Here is a 16,102-nt window from a genome sequence, read left to right as displayed (position 1 = left end):
CTGATGGCGTCGACACGAAGCCGGCAATGGGTCGGCAACCGGGTACTGATGACGCTGCTGGTTGCCGCCGTCGCCAGTGTCGGGCTGCTGCCCTTCGCGAGTCTCTCTCCCAACCGGCTGGCCTCGGGTCAGTCGGTGATGCTGTGGGAGGCGTCGGCGAGCTGGCAGCTCGCCGCTTTCGCCCTGATCGGGCTGGCCCTGCTGCTCGCGGCGCTGGCCAGGCCTTTGAGCGTGCGCACTGCCCTTTGGCTTTCGCTGATCGCCACCCTGCCGCTGCTGGCGCTCGATTTCCAGGCACTGGGGGGCTACGCCCACCGCGCGCTGGTCGATGCCTCGCCGGCCGCCCGGGTGTCGCAAGGCGCGACCTTCTGGATCCTGCTGTTCGTCTGCGTGCTGATCGCCATCGATGCGTTACAGCGACTGCGTCTCGGCATGGCCGGACGCGCCCTGTACGGCATGGCGGCGCTGGCCGTGATCGCTGCGTGCTTTTGCGGCGACCTGCTGGCACCGCTGTCGATCATGCGCGAATTCGCCAACCAGCGGGATAACTTCGTCGATCAGCTCATCCGTCATCTACTGCTGGTGGGGGGCGCTCTGGTGCCGGCGCTGCTGGTCGGCCTGCCGTTGGGACTGATGGCGAATCGCCGCGCCCGGCTGCGCAACGGCCTGTTCAGCGTTCTCAACGTTTTCCAGACGCTACCCTCGATCGCCGTGTTCGGCCTGCTCATCGCGCCGCTTTCCGCGCTTGGCCGCGCCGTTCCCTGGCTGGGTGATCTCGGCGTCAGCGGTATCGGGGTGGCACCGGCGATCATCGCGCTGGTGCTCTATTCGCTGCTGCCGATCGTGCGCAACACCTACTCGGGCCTTGCCGGCGTCTCCAGCGGCGCACTGGAGGCGGCCCGCGGGATGGGCATGACCCCACGCCAGATTCTGTGGCAGGTGGAAATCCCGCTGGCGCTGCCGGTGATTCTCTCGGGACTGCGCATCGTCACCGTTCAGGCGATCGGCCTGGTCGTGGTCGCGGCGCTGATCGGTGCCGGTGGCTTCGGCGCCTTCATTTTTCAGGGGCTGGGCCAGTACGCCATCGATCTGGTCCTGCTGGGCGCCATTCCGACCATCGTGCTGGCGGTAATCGCCGACTTCGCGCTGCAGATTCTGGTCAGTTTGAGTCGCCCGGCCGGCACTCGCTGACCCCCGTTTCAGGATCCGATCAGGAACGATCCTCATGATTGAATTGCAAGGGTTGACCAAGACCTACGCGGGCAAGCACGTCGTCGACGATGTGTCGCTGACACTGGAGACCGGCGAGTTCGGCGTATTGATCGGGCCCTCCGGCTGTGGCAAGTCGACCACCCTGAAAATGATCAATCGCCTGATACCACTGAGCGGTGGCCGTATCATTCTCAACGGCGACGACGTCAATACGCTACCGACCGAGCAGCTCAGAAGACGGATCGGCTATGCCATCCAGTCGACCGGACTGTTCCCCCACTGGAGCGTGGCCCAGAACATCGCCACCGTGCCGCAACTGTTGAAATGGCCGAAGTCGCGGATCGACGATCGGGTCGACGAGCTGATGGCCATGTTCCATCTCGACCCGAGCGAATTTCGCCACAAGTACCCGCACCAGCTCTCCGGCGGCCAGGCCCAGCGCGTCGGCGTGGCCCGCGCGCTGGCCGCCGATCCCGAAGTGCTGCTGATGGACGAGCCCTTCGGCGCGGTCGATCCGATCACCCGCGAAGTGCTGCAGGCCGAGATGAAGCGCGTTCATCAACAGACCGGCAAGACCATCGTGTTCGTCACCCACGACATGGACGAGGCGCTGCAGCTGGCGACCCGCATCGCGCTACTCAATGGCGGCCGGCTGGTACAGTACGACCGACCGATCGAAATGATGGTGACGCCGGCGGATGATTTCGTGCGCGAGTTCATCGGCCAGGCGGATCTCGGTCTCAAGCTGCTCTCGCGCCGCTGGGTGCATCAGTATCAGCGGCCCCCGAGTCTCGCGCACCATGCCACGCTGCCCGGCCTCGATCATTGCTGGCAGCTCGACGACGCCGGCCGGCCCGTCGCCCTCGAAGGCGCCAGGCTGGACGACGGTGGCGTGACTCCGGTCAAGTCTGAGTGGACGGCCACGCCCGACATGAGCCTGAAGGAGGCGCTTTCGCGCATGGTGTGGTATCGCGTGATGGTGCTGCCGGTGATCGATGAGGCGGGCAAGCTGATCGGCGAAATCGGCATGCAGGGCGTCATGGGCATCCAGGCCGAACAGCGGGTGCACGCCTCATGAAGGGGTCGACTCTCGGCGTCGGGCGGCTTCGCGCTGCCTCGGCCGGCAACGGCGTTCTGGGCGTGCTGGTGCTACTGCTGATCGGGCTGACGCTGGGCATGGGCCAGCTTGAGCCGCTGTTCCGGGCGCTGTTTCCCGATCTCGGTACCCCGCTCTACTCGCGCGACAGCTTCCTCAACCTGATGCTCGCCCACATCGGCCTGGTGCTGGTGTCGTCGCTGATCTCGGTCACGATCGGCATCGCCGCCGGGCTGTTCGTGACCCGTCCGGTCGGGCGCGAGTTCGAACCGATGGTGTCGTCGCTGGCCGCGATCGGCCAGACCTTTCCGCCCGCCGCGGTACTCGCCATCGCCGTGCCGCTGGCCGGCTTCGGCTTCGCCCCGACCATCATCGCGCTGTCGCTCTACGGCCTGCTGCCGGTCATCCAGAACACCATCGCCGGCCTGGGTACGGTGCCGCAAACCACCCTCGAAGCCGCCCGCGGCAACGGCATGAGCCGCTGGCAGATTCTGCGTCGAGTCGAACTGCCCCTGGCAATGCGGGTGATCATCGCCGGGATCCGGGTCTCGGTGATCATCAACATCGGCACCGCCACCATCGGCTCCACCGTCGGCGCCAAGAGCCTGGGCACGCCGCTGATCGCCGGCCTGGTCGGCAACAACCTGGCCTACGTGATCCAGGGCGCGCTGCTGGTCGGTTTGCTGGCGATCGTCACCGACCTGCTGTTCGAGCGACTGGAGCGGCGATATTCGTTCGGGGGTTGATCTCAGCCAGAGCCCTTAACCGATCAGCCAGAGCCCTTAACCGATCGGCCAGAGCCCTTAACCAAAGTACTGGCCGCCGTTGATATCGACGATGGTACCGGAGACGAAAGCGGCGCCGTCGCTGGCGAGCCACAGCGCTGCCGAGGCAACGTCTTCGGGCAGGCCGGCGCGTCCGGCGGGGATCGTGTCGATGGTGGCGCGTTTCGATTCATCGGTGGTAAAGGTCGCATGGAACGGTGTCGCTTCGATGAAACCCGGCGCCAGCGCGTTGACCGTAATCCCCCGCCCCGCCACTTCCTTCGCCAACCCGCGGGTGAAGCCGAACAGCGCCGCCTTGGCGGTGGCGTAGGCCGTGGCACCGGGATGGCCGCCATTGCGCCCGGCCAGCGAGGAGACCGTGACGATGCGCCCGCTGTTTTCGCGGAATAGCGGCAGCAGATGATGGGTGACAAGAAAGACCGAGTCGACGTTGAGCGCCTGAACCTGGCGCCACAGCGAGAACGGCATCTCCTCGATGGTCGAACGCTGAATCAGGCCACCGGCATTGTTGATCAGGATATCGATACCGCCGACCTCTTCTTTCAGCCAGCGCGCGAAGCTCTCGACCGCAGCTTCGTCGGTAACGTCCAGCGATCGGGCCAACGCCGTTTCACCGCCGCTGGCGGTCAACGCTGCCAGCGTGTGTGAATCGGGTTGATGAGAGCGATAGGTAATCACCACCCGTGCGCCGGCGGCCGCCAGCGCCCTGGCGATAGCGTAGCCGATGCCTACACCGCCGCCGGTGACCACGGCGACTCGTCCCTTCAATGGCTCGTCTGGCATGTCTTGCTTCCTCTCCCCGGTGATCGAAACATTCATCGATACCGGCATTGAGTCAGCAAGTGGGCGTCAAAATCAACCGCAAGGCAGGGCTGGCACCGCCGACCGGCTGCGCCGAAACCCAGCCGCCGGTTTCGAGTTCGGCAGCCGCACGACGAATCAGCGCGTGTTCGAGGCCCAGGCGGCGCGACATCAGTGCCGTGGAGACGCTGCCGTCACCCGGCGCGTCGGACTGGCGAAGCGCCAGCAATACCAGTGCAGCGACCGGATCGAGCTGGGGATGCTCGATCTGCAGCGCTTCCCAATGACGCTGCAGATCGGTCAAGGCGGGTCGATCAGGCAAGTCGCGTGCTCGCCTCGAGCTTGACGGCAATCGACTTGGAGGCCGGGGTATGGCTGAAATCGCCCTTGTGGGAGAGCGGAATCAACGGGTTGGTCTCCGGGTAGTAGGCAGCGGCACAGCCCTGCGGCGTGTCGTAGGCGACGATCTTGAAACCGTCGACGCGTCGCGTCACGCCGTCATCGGACTCGCCGATCAGATCGACCCACTGGCCGGCTTCGAAACCGAGCCGCGCGATGTCGTCACGGTTGAGGAAGATCACCTGGCGGCCGCCCTCGATGCCGCGATAGCGGTCGTCGTAGCCGTAGACGGTGGTGTTGTACTGATCGTGGGAGCGCATCGTCTGCAGCGTCAGCCAGCCCTCGCGCGTCGCCAGCTGCTGGTGCATCACCGCACTTGGCAACGCGTCATCGGAAAACTCGGCCTTGCCGGTTGCGGTGCCGAATTCGAGCCGGGCCACCGGGTTGGCGAGCCAGAATCCGCGCGGCACGCGCACGCGGGTATTGAAATCGTGGAAGCCCGGAATCACTGCGGCGATATGCTCGCGGATGACGTCGTAATCGTCGCGCATCGCGGCCCAGTCGACGATCTCGCTGACGGACTCTTCATCGTCGATCCCGTCATTGGCGAACAGCCGCTCGGCGATGCCGGTCAAGATGGCGATCTCGGAGCGCAGCGCGTTGTCCGCCGGCTTATTGATGCCGGCGGAGCCGTGCACCATGCTCATCGAGTCTTCCACCGTGATCAGCTGCGACTTACCGGCCGTGTTGCGATCGATCTCGCTGCGACCGATACACGGCAGAATCAGGGCCTGGTCGCCGGTGATCAGGTGGCTGCGATTGAGCTTGGTGCTGATGAAGGCGGTCAGGCGGCAGTTGGCCATCGCCTTCTCGGTGACGACGCTATCGGAAATCGCGCGGGTGAAGTTCCCGGCCAGACCGATGAACACCTTGCCCGGCTGATCGCGCATCGCCTCGACGGCAGCGACGGAATCGACACCATTTTCACGCGGCATCGGCCGGCCATACTGCGCTTCCAACGCATCGAGCAGCGCCCTGGAGGGCTTCTCGAAAATGCCCATGGTGCGGTCGCCCTGAACATTGGAGTGGCCGCGCACCGGTGAGGTGCCTGCGCCGGGCTTGCCCAGGTTGCCGCGCAACATCAGCAGATTGACGATCTCCCGCACGGTCGCGACGGAATGCACGTGCTGGGTGATACCCATGGCCCAGCAGGCGATGGTGGCCTTGGAGCGCGCGTAAAGCTCGGCAGCCTCTTCCATCTCCAGCTGCGTCAGGCCGGACTGCGCTTCCAGGGTTGCCCATCCGGTCGCTTCGACCCGCGAGCGGTAGGCCTCGAAATGGACGGTATGGGCCGCCAGAAAGTCGTGATCGAGCACCGTTTCACCGGCGGCATCGCGGGCCAGCAGCGCCTTGGCCATCCCTCGGACCACGGCCATGTCGCCGCCCAGCTTGGGTCGGAAGTAGTGCGAGCTGATGCGGTGGCTGCCGTTGTGCAGCATTTCCAGCGGCTTCTGGGGATCGGCGAATTTCTCGAGTCCCCGCTCCTTCAGCGTGTTGAAAGTGACGATGGTCGCACCACGCTCGGCAGCTTCGCGCAGCACGCCCAGCATGCGGGGATGATTGGTACCGGGATTCTGGCCGAAGACGAAGATCGCCTCGGCCTTCTCGAAATCTTCCAGACGCGCACTGCCCTTGCCGGTGCCGAGCGCAGCGTTGAGCGCCACGCCGCTGGCTTCGTGGCACATGTTGGAGCAGTCCGGCAAGTTGTTGGTGCCGTAAAGGCGCGCCAGCAGCTGAAACACGTAGGCGGACTCGTTGCACGCCTTGCCGGAGGTGTAGAAAAGCGCATCGTCCGGCGTGGGCAGTGCCTTGAGTTCCGCGGCGATCAGATCCAGCGCCGCTTCCCACTCGATCGGCTCGTAGTGATCGGTCTCGGCGTTATAGCGCATCGGCTCGACCAGCCGCCCCTGATCCTCGAGACGGTAGTCGTCCCATGTCTTCAACTCGCTGACACTGTGCCTGGCGAAGAACTGTCGCGTAACGCGCTTGGCTGTCGCTTCCCAGGTCACCGCCTTGACGCCGTTCTCGCAGAACTCGAACGAGGAGGCGTGCTCCGGATCGCCCCAGGCACAGCCCGGGCAATCGAACCCGTCAGGCTGGTTGAGTTTGAACAGCGAGCGCGCATTGAGCGCCGGCGAGCGACTGTGCAGCAGATGCTTGCCCACCGACTTCAGCGCGCCCCAGCCGCCGGCCGGGTTGTGATAGTCGAATATCTTGGGGGTTTTGGCCGCAACGGCGCTCGGAGCCTCCGGGCCGGACCCTCCTGCAGACTCTCGCTGGGACTCACGATAGGACTGGGACATGCTTCTCCTTACACGCTCGAGAGGGCGACCAGGACGAGCGAAAATGATGACAGGAAACGACTGGCACGCTTGCTCGGCCAACCGCGACGATCGGCACGGCTGCCTCGGCAACCGGTAGTCGCTATCGCGGCGAAAGACATTCGCCGATTGGCGGGCAACGAACTGGCTGTCAACGTTGGTCGTAATACCAAAGTATATTACGCCGCTAACGTTTTTGCTGTCGATATGCGGGGTGGCGAGTGCCTGCGCACCAAACGGAATAGCGTATCGGCCGATACGCGCGACGCTTGAGGACGATGGGACGGCTGGGACGATAGAAGACGTTCAGTCGTCGCCGCGGCTCAACAGTTCGAGCCGTCTGCCACGGTGGCAGTTGATCAGCGTCAGATGGCAGCTGCGTGCCACCTCGACCGCCAGCCGAGAAGGATAGGAGAGCGTCGCCAGCGCAGCAATTCGCGCACGGACGCTCTTCTGCACCAGCTCCAGACTGCAGCGGCTGGAGGTCATCACCAGCGCAGGCATGCTGCCGGCCATCAGGCTGGCGCCGATCACCTTGTCCAGCGCGTTGTGGCGACCGATATCGCGGCCGAGGGTGACGACCTCGCCGGCTCTGGAAATCCCCAACGCCAGATGCATGCCGGGGGCGGACTCGTTTCGCAGTGCCTCCAGCCCGGTGGCGAGCGTCGCCGTTTCCGGCAAAACCGTGGCCGGCAGGCGGGTCAAACCGAACAGCAGCTGGGACTCTTCCTGCACGCCGCAGGCCCCGCAGCCGCTGGTCGATAGCGTCGCCCTCGCCTGACTCCCGGCACGCCTGGCAATCCGCTCGGCGACCCGCAGGCGGACCCGGAAGCCATGCCGACTGGTTTCGATATCGAGCGCTTCGACATCGGCATAGCGATCGATCACCCCTTCGCTGAACGCGAAACCCACGGCCAGCGCCGCGAGTTGATCCGGCGTCGCCAGCACCGTGGCGTAAGCCGTATCGTTGAAAACGATGGAAACGGGCGATTCCTGCGGACCGGGCAGCGTATCGAGCGCCAGGCCGCAGGCATCCTCGAAAGCCGCCAACGGCTCGAGTTCGCGCCGGGGATCCTGCGAGGGACTTTCGGTGCGAGAGGATAGCGGCGCTGTCATGGGTCACTCCATTCCGTCGACGGGCGTCGGGAAGCAGTGAAACCATATCACGTGTGAGGTTGACGACGCGGGGTTTCTGGCGAGAGGGTCGTGCTGACGAAACGATCAGTCTGACGAAACGGCCGAAACGCCCGATCCTGGGGATCGGGCGTCGCGAACTCAGCTAGCGGCGTCTTGTACGGCTTCGCCACCGCTCTCGATGTCCTTGCCAGCGCCATCGACGGTGTTGCAGCCCGCCAGGATACCGGCACTGAACAGTGCGAACAGAGAGAAAGCAATCAGGCGTTTCATGGTGTCGTCCTCCTTAACGGTTTGGGCGGATGAATGCGTGGCTCATCCGGGCCGTTTTGTTATCGGCCTGTCATCAAGGTAGCAGAGAGTCGCGAAAAGGCGTACGACAACTTGTCTAACTGCCGGATTTGGCGTCTAAACTGCTACCGTTCGCCGACTCGCCGTCAGCGATTCTGGACCTGACATTTTCCCGTCATTCATCGTTCTCACCCGGAGGCCGCATGCCCAACTTCACCCTCGACTCGCGCCTGCAGCAGGACAGCGTCCACATCATCGATCTAGCGTTGTGCCAGGTCCGCCTGAGTCGGGATGCCCGCTACCCCTGGGTGATTCTGATTCCGCAGCGCGAGCGGGTCGTCGAAGTCTATGAACTTGGCACCGACGAACAGGCGACGCTATGGCAGGAAGCGAGCCAACTGGGGCAGGCGATGATGCGCCACTACGGCGGCGACAAGCTGAACATCGCCACGCTCGGCAATCAGGTGCCGCAGCTCCATGTTCACCTGATCGTGCGCTTCCAGGATGATGCCGCCTGGCCCGGGCCGGTCTGGGGCCAGGGCAGCGCGGAGACCTATGACGCTGAAGCGCTCGAGCAGCGCCGCGAGGAGATCGCTCGATTGGCGAGCGACGCCGGCGTCGTACGCTAGGCACCGGCTGAAAACTGCCTGCGCTCGCCCATACGGTGTTGAAAATCGGCTGGTACGCCAGCCCGGTCCGCCTTCATCGATTTTTGCCTTGGCTACGGGCCCCGGTCTGGCCGTCGCTCGTCGATTTTTCAGACGGAACCTAGGGAATCTCTCGGCCTCGCGTCGGTTTGGACGTGGCCGATTGGATGGGCACGGATCCGAACGGTCCACGCGGGGATTGCGCCTGCTGCGCGGCAGGTGCACCGAGCATGGGTGGCGCGGCGGCCGGGCCACGCTGCCACTGGGCCAGCGTCAACGATAGCCCCAACATCAGTATCAGCGCCCCACCCGCGAGCCCGACCCACGCCTGCCACTGTCCGCCGCCCGTGGCGGGCTTGAGATGGCGCTGGACCCAGTCCCGCGCCAGCACGCTGAGCAGTGCCAGCGAGGAGACGGTCAGCGCCGTTCCCAGCGACATCGCCAGCACCGCGACGACGCCTTTGCCGAACTGATCGAGCAGCGCCGCCGCCCCCAGCAGCAGCACCGCGCCACTACAGGGGCGAATACCGATCGACAGCACCGTCAACAGCGCGACCCGCCAGTCACCGACCTCACGCGGGTCGATATGATGATCATGGCCGCAGCCGCAGTGTGCACCGGGAGAGGCGCCGGGAGAGTGTCGCTGCGCGGGCGACGCTCCATCCAGCGCGCCCTGGCTCGGTGTCGGCGCTGCGGACCACGCCGACACCGACGAGAAGTTCGGCGTCACGCGGGGTTCGGTGGCTGTCGGCGCGTGAGCTGCGACAGCATGACGGGCGCGCCACAGTCGCCGTAGCGAGCGCACGCAGAGCCACAACCCCACCAGCGCGACGATCACGAAACTCGCCAACTCCGCCTGATCGATACTGCCCATCGCCTGTCGGGTCAGCCACCCCAGACCGAACACCAGCACGCCGATGATCGCGATCGCCATCACGCCCTGCAGCAAGGCCGCCAGCACGGAGAGGCCCAGCGCACGCCGCCAGGCTCCGCCCTGAGACGCCAGATAGGTACTCAACACCACCTTGCCATGCCCCGGCCCCGCCGCGTGAAAGACGCCGTAGCCGAAGCTCACCCCGAGCAGAACGCTCCAGGTCGTGGCGCTCGGTGCGCGATTCAGCGCGGTGACCGCTTCGATCAGGGCGTGGTAGAACTTGCCCTGCCAGTAGACGATCTGCACCGCAACGTGTTGCCACCAGCCCAGCGAATATCCCGCGGCGGCGATCGCGCCCAGCAGTGCCAGCGGGATCAGAAATCTCAGCGTCGCGTTCAGGCCGGGCACGTGATCTCTCCGGTTTCGGCGAAGAAGCGACCCAGGTTCGGTTCGCCCGACTCGCTCTTGTCCAGCATCGACGCTTCCATCACCTTCTGGGGATCCGGTTTCGGCTTGGCGATATGGGTGGTGCAGCCGGCGGGCGGATGATCGAGCGTCAACGCCTCCGGCCGCGGCTGGGAACCATCTTCAGTGGCCTCGTGAACCATCTCGATGTAATAGGTGGGATCGAAGATCCGGTAACTCAGGGTGTGGCCGGCCAACGCCTGCGGTGCCGCCAGCGGCAGCACGAACTCGAAGATCAGCCGGTCATCGCGATAGTCGGTATTGGTATCGGTGACATCACCCTGCGCCACGGGCTGTCCGTCGAGCGCAATGTGGGTCAGATTGTCCTGGGTGGCGAGATTGTTGCGAATCTCGACGCCCAGCGCATCGAGGCGTTGCGCCATGCTGGTACCGTCGTCGACGTTCGCCATCTCCTCCATCACTACCTGGCTATAGAACGGATCCATGCGCCAGCGCTGGCGTAACCCGGTCAGGCTTCCCTGATCGTCGAAGATCCCCTCGACGCTCATGTCGACCCAGCCATGCGGATGCGCCTGCGCCGCCGAAGACATTCCCAGACACAAGCCGATTCCCAATCCCAACAAGCCGTAGCAACGCAACATCAAACGTTTTTTCAAGGCAACAATCCCAACCGATTCTGGACATCGATGAACAATGGATCGAGCTCCACGGCCTCCAGCGGTTGGCCGCCGCGTCGACCGCTCAAGGTGAGATAGGTATCACCGTTCTGCATCACCAAGCCTGCAGGGCGTTCGCCGCCACTGGTGACCTGCGCATGAACTTCGTAGCCGGAGCGCGACGCCAGCACCGCATCGATCTGCCCCAGGTTCCCGTCACCGTGGCGAATCACGAACCCGCGTTCGGCCAGCATCGAAAGCGTCGCCTTGAGGGTCTCTTGCGCCGTGGCCTGCACCGAGATGCTCCTGGGTTGCGCCTGAGGCGATACCGCGCAGGCGCTCAACAGCAGACACCCGATCAGCACGCTCAGCCCGGCGACCTGCCGGAGTCCGGATCGCCGGGAGGTGGCGTCGCGATGCGTTGCCGGTTCACGAGGCGTCATGGCGTGACTCCCTGGGCAGGCCGTTGCAGGCGAGACTGGATATCGTCGTGCAGCTGCTGGCAGAACGAAGGCTGGTTATAGCTGCGCGCGTCGATCAGATAACCATTGTAATCGACCACCACCGAATCACGATCGACCAAGGTGGTCGTATCCGGCGTCACCACCGATACGCGCTCGATCTGTACCGGATCGGTGTTGTAGCCACCGCCGAAATTCTGAAACACGCCCAGTGAATAGCCATTGCGGCCACCCAGACCGAAACCGCCCCAGAAGCCGGTGCGCCCGAACGGGCTGTTCACGGCCCCCAGACCCGGCTGCGCCGTCTTGCGCTCGGCGCTGACCAGGCCCAGCGTGGCGTCGGTATCGAGAATGGCGTAACCCTGGCTTTCGAGGGCGTCCCGTGTCGCCCGCAGGCGCTCGAGCGAGTCGCCGCTGGCAGGCCAGCGGCAGGCGGCCGGCAGGGCATTGCCACCGGCCATCGAAGTGGGAGCCGGTGCCCCCATCGACTGGCAACCGCTCAGAACACCGAGCCCGAGACACACCGTTATCCAGCGTCCAAACCGGCATCGTCGATCGTTCATGACTGCATCCTCGCGGGGGATTGCGAACAGTGTTCAGCATGGCATTTTCCCGCCCTTCGATCCACGCTCATCGCCACGACTTCCGGCGGGCGACGTTAGCGATACTCTGGCGGTCAGCGCGCGACCGCCGCGCCGTGACCAGCCGTCGCCGCCAACCGCGAACGACGTTATGCTGACCGCTGTCACCCCTGAGCTCCGATTCACTCCCAGCCGAGAATGCCATGAATATCGTCATCGCCCCCGATAGCTTCAAGGATGCGCTCTCCGCCCGCGACGCCGCCGCTGCCATCGCCGCCGGCCTGAAGCGGGAGCTGCCCGACGCGATTCTGCATCAATGTCCGATGGGCGATGGCGGCGAGGGCACGCTCGATGCACTGCTGGCAGCGACCGGGGCCGAACGCCGCACGGCAAGTGTCCAGGATGCGTTGGGGCGCGAAGCCACGGCGGCGTGGGGTTGGCACGAGGCATCGCACACCGCGTTCGTCGAGCTGGCCGAGGCGAGTGGCTTGCAACAGCTCAAGCGTGACGAGCGTACTGCGCTCTACAGCACCACCTTCGGTGTCGGTCAGTTGATCACGGCGGCGCTGGATGCCGGCGCTCGCTCGCTGGTACTGACGCTGGGCGGCAGTGCCACCAACGATGCCGGTGCCGGCATGCTGGCGGCGCTCGGGGCCCGACTGCTCGACAGTCGAGGCCAGCCGCTCCCGCCGGGTGGCGCCGCGCTTTGCGATCTGGCAACCCTCGATCTCGAGGGCCTGGATCCTCGCCTGGCCTCGCTGGAAGTGCGGACCGCCGTCGACGTCGACAATCCGCTGCTGGGATCACACGGCGCCAGCGCCGTCTTCGGCCCGCAGAAAGGCGCCACCGCGGCCGATGTCGAACGCCTCGACCGGGCGCTGTCGCATTTCGCCGATCACGCGGCCGACGCTCTGGGCGAGGATTTTCGCGAACTGCCCGGCGCCGGTGCCGCGGGCGGCATGGGTTTTGCGGCCCGGGCCTTTCTCGGCGCCACGCTGCGTCCCGGCATCGAGCTGGTAATGGACCAGGTCGGCTTCGACGATCTGCTCGCCGAGGCCGACTGGGTGATTACCGGTGAGGGACAGCTCGATGGTCAAAGCCTGTCGGGCAAGACGCCGATCGGCATCGCCCGCCGCGCCGAGCGTTTCGGCGTTCCCACCGTCGTGCTGGCGGGACGCCTGGGGGAGCAATGGCAGGCCGCGTTCGAGCACGGCGTCACCGCGGCCTTCGCGCTGGCGGACGGTCCGATCACGCTGGACGATGCTCTGGCGCGCTGCGCCGAATTGCTGAGCGATCGCGCGCGGACGCTGGCCAGGCTGTGGGAGGTGGGCACCCGCTAGCCGCGCGGCATCCCGTTTGCCCGCTTCTCTTGCTTTTCCCGCTCGCCGCCCTGATATCCCAGTGACAGGGCGGCATCTCGCGACATGATAGAACGATACTATCCACCCCATACCGACACTTGGATGGGTCTCGATGCGGCGCCCGGTTAGACTACCCATCAGCACATTCAGGGAGAGATTTCATGTCCAACGCCTCCGTTTCCAATACCGGTGCTGCCGACAGCGGTGACACCAACGCTATCGGCCTGCATCCATCCAGTGCGGAACAACTCGCGGAAAAACTCAACGGGTTGCTGGCCAACTACCAGGTGTTCTACATGAACACGCGCGGCTACCACTGGAACGTCAAGGGCGAGCAGTTCTTCGAGCTCCATGCCAAGTTCGAGGAGATCTACACCGACCTGCTGACCAAGGTCGACGAGGTCGCCGAGCGCATTCTGACGCTGGGCTATCAGCCGCTGCACGCCTACAGCGATTACGCCAAGATTTCCCAGATCCAGGAACACAAGAAAGTCTCCGACGGCAAGCAGTGCGTGCAGGGTCTGGTGAAAGGTTTTCAGGTCCTGGTCGAGCTCCAGCGCGAACTGCTGTCCCAGGCCAGCGATGCCGACGACGAAGGCACCGCGTCACTGGCCAGCGACTACATCCGCGAGCAGGAAAAGACCGTGTGGATGCTCAACGCCTATCTGGGTTGATCGTCTTCCGCGCGAACCGATCGCTGTTGATGACCGCCGCCCAACCGGGCGGCGGTTTGCGTTCACGGGGCAGAATCGTCATCGCGGGCGGCGTCACTGCTCTTTTGCGATTCTTCGTCGCCTTGCGGTTCGCCCGGCTCGTTTTCGCCCTGTTCGTTTTCGCCCTGTTCGTTTTCAACATCGGCATCCACATCCCGAGTCAGGTGCGAAGGCAGATCGCGCTTCATCCGCACGCCCAGCTTGTTGAGCGCCAGCGCCTGGCCGACCAGGCTGCCCTGCCCGGTCGACAGTCGCCCCATGGCCTGCTCGTAGCTGACCTGGGCCCGCCCCAGATGCCGACCCACGTCCTCTAGACTGGAGACGAAACCCTGGAACTTGTCGAGCAGCTTGCCGGCGCGCTCGGCGATGTGCCTGGCGTTCTCGTTCTGACGCTCCAGATTCCACAGGCTCGCCACCGTGCGCAGGCTGGCCAGCAGCGTGGTTGGCGTCACCACGATGATGTCGCGCGAGAAGGCATCCTGAAACAGCGTCTCGTCGTGCTGGAAGGCAACGGCGAACGCCGGCTCCACCGGCATGAACAGGAACACGAAATCCGGCGAGCGTAGCCCGGGCAAGTGCGGATAGTCGCGCCCGGACAGCGCATCGATATGGCTTCTCACCGCCTGCACGTGGGCGCGCAACGCCTGTTCGCGCTCGCTATCCTCCTCCGCGTTGACGTAGCGCACGTAGGCGTTGAGCGAGACCTTGGCATCGACGATCAGGTGCTTGTCGTCGGGCAGATAGATGATCGCATCCGGACGCTGACGCCCGTGCTCGCCGTCGATCGAGACTTCGCGGCGATACTCGATATCCCGACGCAGACCGGAGCGCTCCAGCACCGACTCGAGCATCATCTCGCCCCAGTTGCCCTGCATCTTCTTGTCGCCCTTGAGCGCACGGGTGAGACTGGCGGCCTCCTCGGTGATCTGGCGATTGAGCAGGGCCAGTTGATCGATCTGCACCTTGAGCGTGGTGCGCTCGCGCACTTCCTGACCGTGGATCTCCTCGAGACGCTGACGAAAACCGCTGACCTGTTCGCGAAACGGTTTCAGCAGCGCTTCCAGACTGTCCCGGCTCTGTGCGCTGTAGGCGCGCTGGCGCTCGTCGAAAATGCGCCCGGCGAGGGACTCGAATTCGTGTCCCATCCGCGTCTTCGCCTGCTCCAGCAGCTGGAGCTGTTCCGCATGCTGATTCTGCTGCTGCTCGTGGCGGGTCTCCAACCGGCCATACTGCTCGCGTAGTGTCGCCAGGCGCTCGTTGAGCGCCTCAATCTGCTGTTCGCGGGTGCCGAGCTGCTGCTCCAGTTGTGCCTGACGCTCGCGCAGGTCGTCCTGCTGAGCGTCGCTCTGCGCCAGTTCCTGCTCCAGCCGCAGGCAGCGTGTCTCGCTGGCCTGCAGTCGTGACTCAAGGACTTCCCGCTGGCGCGAGTCGTGCCGGCGCTGCCACAGCAGCGCCAGACACAGCACCACCGCCACCAATCCGATCGCCATGGCTGCGGCAAGGCCGGTACCCGACTGCAGCCATCCCGCTGATACCCCATCCATCGTCTGCTTCCTTGTGACCTCGCTGCCATCGAGAGGCTACCACCCATGGGTTATTGACTCAGCGCAAAGCCGAGGCACCGAAAGTACCGGTTTCCCTTGAACTTTGCCCAGCCTATCCCAAACTCCTTGGGTAAGCCGAGACATGGACCGGGAAGGCCCATGGGCTTGCCATTCATCGAAACATCAAGCCGATTTATCAAGCCGATTTATCAAGACTGGGAGGTCAAGATGGCTCAGCAACTCAACGGCAAACGTGTCGCAATCCTCGCCGCCGATGGCTTCGAGGAGTCCGAACTGGCGTCTCCCCGCGCTGCGCTGCAAGGCCAGGGCGTCGAAACGCATGTCATCACGCCGGACGGCAAGGGCATTCGCGCCTGGGCCGAAACGGATTGGGGCGACACCTACGAAGCGGACAAGAGTCTCAGCGACGCCAGCGCCGCCGACTATCACGCGCTGCTCCTGCCCGGCGGTCTGTTCAACCCGGACACACTGCGCCTCAACGAGGACGCACTGACGTTCGTCAGACACTTCTTCGAAGCGGGCAAGCCGGTCGCTGCGATCTGCCACGCCCCCTGGATCCTGATCAACGCTGGTGTCGTCGAAGGGCGCAAGATGACATCCGTCCCGTCCGTCGCCCAGGATCTGAAGAACGCAGGTGCCAAGTGGTTCGACGAATCGGTCGTGGTCGATGCCGGCCTGGTCACCAGCCGCACGCCGAAGGATCTCGACGACTTCAACAGCAAGCTGCTGGAAGAAGTGGCGGAAGGCCGTCATAGCCATCAGCACGCCTGATCGTCGTT

General features: G+C 64.8%; 17 protein-coding genes. 7 read left to right on the top strand and 10 right to left on the bottom strand.

Features of this window, described 5'->3' with window-relative positions; all coding sequences use genetic code 11:
- Positions 1-3: 3 nt before the first annotated feature.
- From BTW07_RS06020 to BTW07_RS06010, 3 genes are read left to right on the top strand one after another with little or no spacing between them, the layout of a single operon-like run.
- On the top strand, positions 4-1,191 hold the full coding sequence (locus BTW07_RS06020; protein ID WP_075569258.1) for an ABC transporter permease: 1,188 nt from the start codon (positions 4-6) through the stop codon (positions 1,189-1,191).
- Positions 1,192-1,225: 34 nt separating this feature from the next.
- Positions 1,226-2,290 (top strand): ABC transporter ATP-binding protein, encoded by a 1,065-nt coding sequence (locus tag BTW07_RS06015; RefSeq protein ID WP_075569257.1) that lies wholly within the window; start codon positions 1,226-1,228, stop codon positions 2,288-2,290.
- Entirely contained in the window at positions 2,287-3,054 is a 768-nt protein-coding gene (locus BTW07_RS06010; RefSeq protein ID WP_083941571.1) for an ABC transporter permease, read from the top strand. The genes BTW07_RS06015 and BTW07_RS06010 overlap by 4 nt, the downstream gene beginning before the upstream one ends.
- Positions 3,055-3,111: 57 nt before the next feature.
- Here BTW07_RS06010 and BTW07_RS06005 read toward each other — a convergent pair whose 3' ends face one another.
- The 5 genes from BTW07_RS06005 to BTW07_RS05985 all read right to left on the bottom strand — a co-directional run bounded on the left by BTW07_RS06005 (position 3,112) and on the right by BTW07_RS05985 (position 8,021).
- Positions 3,112-3,876, bottom strand: a complete 765-nt coding sequence (locus BTW07_RS06005; protein ID WP_075569256.1) for an SDR family NAD(P)-dependent oxidoreductase — start codon at positions 3,874-3,876, stop codon at positions 3,112-3,114.
- A gap of 52 nt (positions 3,877-3,928) precedes the next feature.
- On the bottom strand, positions 3,929-4,216 hold the full coding sequence (locus BTW07_RS06000; protein WP_144076844.1) for a hypothetical protein: 288 nt from the start codon (positions 4,214-4,216) through the stop codon (positions 3,929-3,931).
- Positions 4,209-6,596, bottom strand: coding sequence for an FdhF/YdeP family oxidoreductase (locus BTW07_RS05995; RefSeq protein WP_083941569.1), 2,388 nt, complete (start codon positions 6,594-6,596; stop codon positions 4,209-4,211). Before BTW07_RS05995 ends, BTW07_RS06000 begins: the two co-directional genes overlap by 8 nt.
- 324 nt (positions 6,597-6,920) lie before the next feature.
- Positions 6,921-7,730, bottom strand: coding sequence for a formate dehydrogenase accessory sulfurtransferase FdhD (locus tag BTW07_RS05990; protein WP_083941567.1), 810 nt, complete (start codon positions 7,728-7,730; stop codon positions 6,921-6,923).
- Positions 7,731-7,889: 159 nt separating this feature from the next.
- Positions 7,890-8,021 (bottom strand): entericidin A/B family lipoprotein, encoded by a 132-nt coding sequence (locus tag BTW07_RS05985; RefSeq protein ID WP_075562204.1) that lies wholly within the window; start codon positions 8,019-8,021, stop codon positions 7,890-7,892.
- 221 nt (positions 8,022-8,242) lie between these two features.
- Between BTW07_RS05985 and BTW07_RS05980 the strand changes: the two genes are divergently transcribed.
- Positions 8,243-8,668: an HIT domain-containing protein gene (locus BTW07_RS05980; RefSeq protein WP_075569254.1), complete on the top strand. Its 426-nt coding sequence runs from the start codon at positions 8,243-8,245 to the stop codon at positions 8,666-8,668.
- Positions 8,669-8,807: 139 nt separating this feature from the next.
- On the opposite strand, the gene BTW07_RS05975 is transcribed toward BTW07_RS05980, so the two are convergent.
- The 4 genes from BTW07_RS05975 to BTW07_RS05960 are packed head-to-tail and all read right to left on the bottom strand — an operon-like array spanning position 8,808 to position 11,666.
- Entirely contained in the window at positions 8,808-9,968 is a 1,161-nt protein-coding gene (locus BTW07_RS05975) for a nickel/cobalt transporter (protein WP_075569253.1), read from the bottom strand.
- Positions 9,956-10,642, bottom strand: a complete 687-nt coding sequence (locus BTW07_RS05970; RefSeq protein WP_232823691.1) for a DUF1007 family protein — start codon at positions 10,640-10,642, stop codon at positions 9,956-9,958. Before BTW07_RS05970 ends, BTW07_RS05975 begins: the two co-directional genes overlap by 13 nt.
- Positions 10,639-11,085 carry a hypothetical protein gene (locus tag BTW07_RS05965; protein ID WP_075569251.1) on the bottom strand — a complete coding sequence of 149 codons (447 nt, stop codon included), beginning with the start codon at positions 11,083-11,085 and terminating at the stop codon, positions 10,639-10,641. Before BTW07_RS05965 ends, BTW07_RS05970 begins: the two co-directional genes overlap by 4 nt.
- The gene (locus BTW07_RS05960; RefSeq protein ID WP_144076842.1) at positions 11,082-11,666 is read right to left on the bottom strand and encodes a hypothetical protein; all 585 of its coding nucleotides are present in this window, start codon (positions 11,664-11,666) and stop codon (positions 11,082-11,084) included. Before BTW07_RS05960 ends, BTW07_RS05965 begins: the two co-directional genes overlap by 4 nt.
- Positions 11,667-11,887: 221 nt before the next feature.
- Here BTW07_RS05960 and BTW07_RS05955 point away from each other — a divergent pair, with 221 nt between their 5' ends.
- Entirely contained in the window at positions 11,888-13,024 is a 1,137-nt protein-coding gene (locus BTW07_RS05955; protein WP_075569249.1) for a glycerate kinase, read from the top strand.
- 182 nt (positions 13,025-13,206) lie between these two features.
- On the top strand, positions 13,207-13,719 hold the full coding sequence (locus BTW07_RS05950; protein ID WP_075569248.1) for a Dps family protein: 513 nt from the start codon (positions 13,207-13,209) through the stop codon (positions 13,717-13,719).
- 62 nt (positions 13,720-13,781) lie between these two features.
- Here BTW07_RS05950 and BTW07_RS05945 read toward each other — a convergent pair whose 3' ends face one another.
- Positions 13,782-15,302 carry a DNA recombination protein RmuC gene (locus tag BTW07_RS05945; protein ID WP_075569247.1) on the bottom strand — a complete coding sequence of 507 codons (1,521 nt, stop codon included), beginning with the start codon at positions 15,300-15,302 and terminating at the stop codon, positions 13,782-13,784.
- Between the two features lie 228 nt (positions 15,303-15,530).
- On the opposite strand from BTW07_RS05945, the gene BTW07_RS05940 reads away from it, so the two are divergent.
- Positions 15,531-16,094 (top strand): type 1 glutamine amidotransferase domain-containing protein, encoded by a 564-nt coding sequence (locus BTW07_RS05940; protein ID WP_075569306.1) that lies wholly within the window; start codon positions 15,531-15,533, stop codon positions 16,092-16,094.
- Positions 16,095-16,102: the final 8 nt, after the last annotated feature.

The sequence above is a fragment of the Salinicola socius genome (genome assembly GCF_001937195.1).
GTDB classification, from domain to species: Bacteria; Pseudomonadota; Gammaproteobacteria; order Pseudomonadales; family Halomonadaceae; genus Salinicola; species Salinicola socius.
This window is presented reverse-complemented; position numbering and strand designations above follow the sequence as displayed.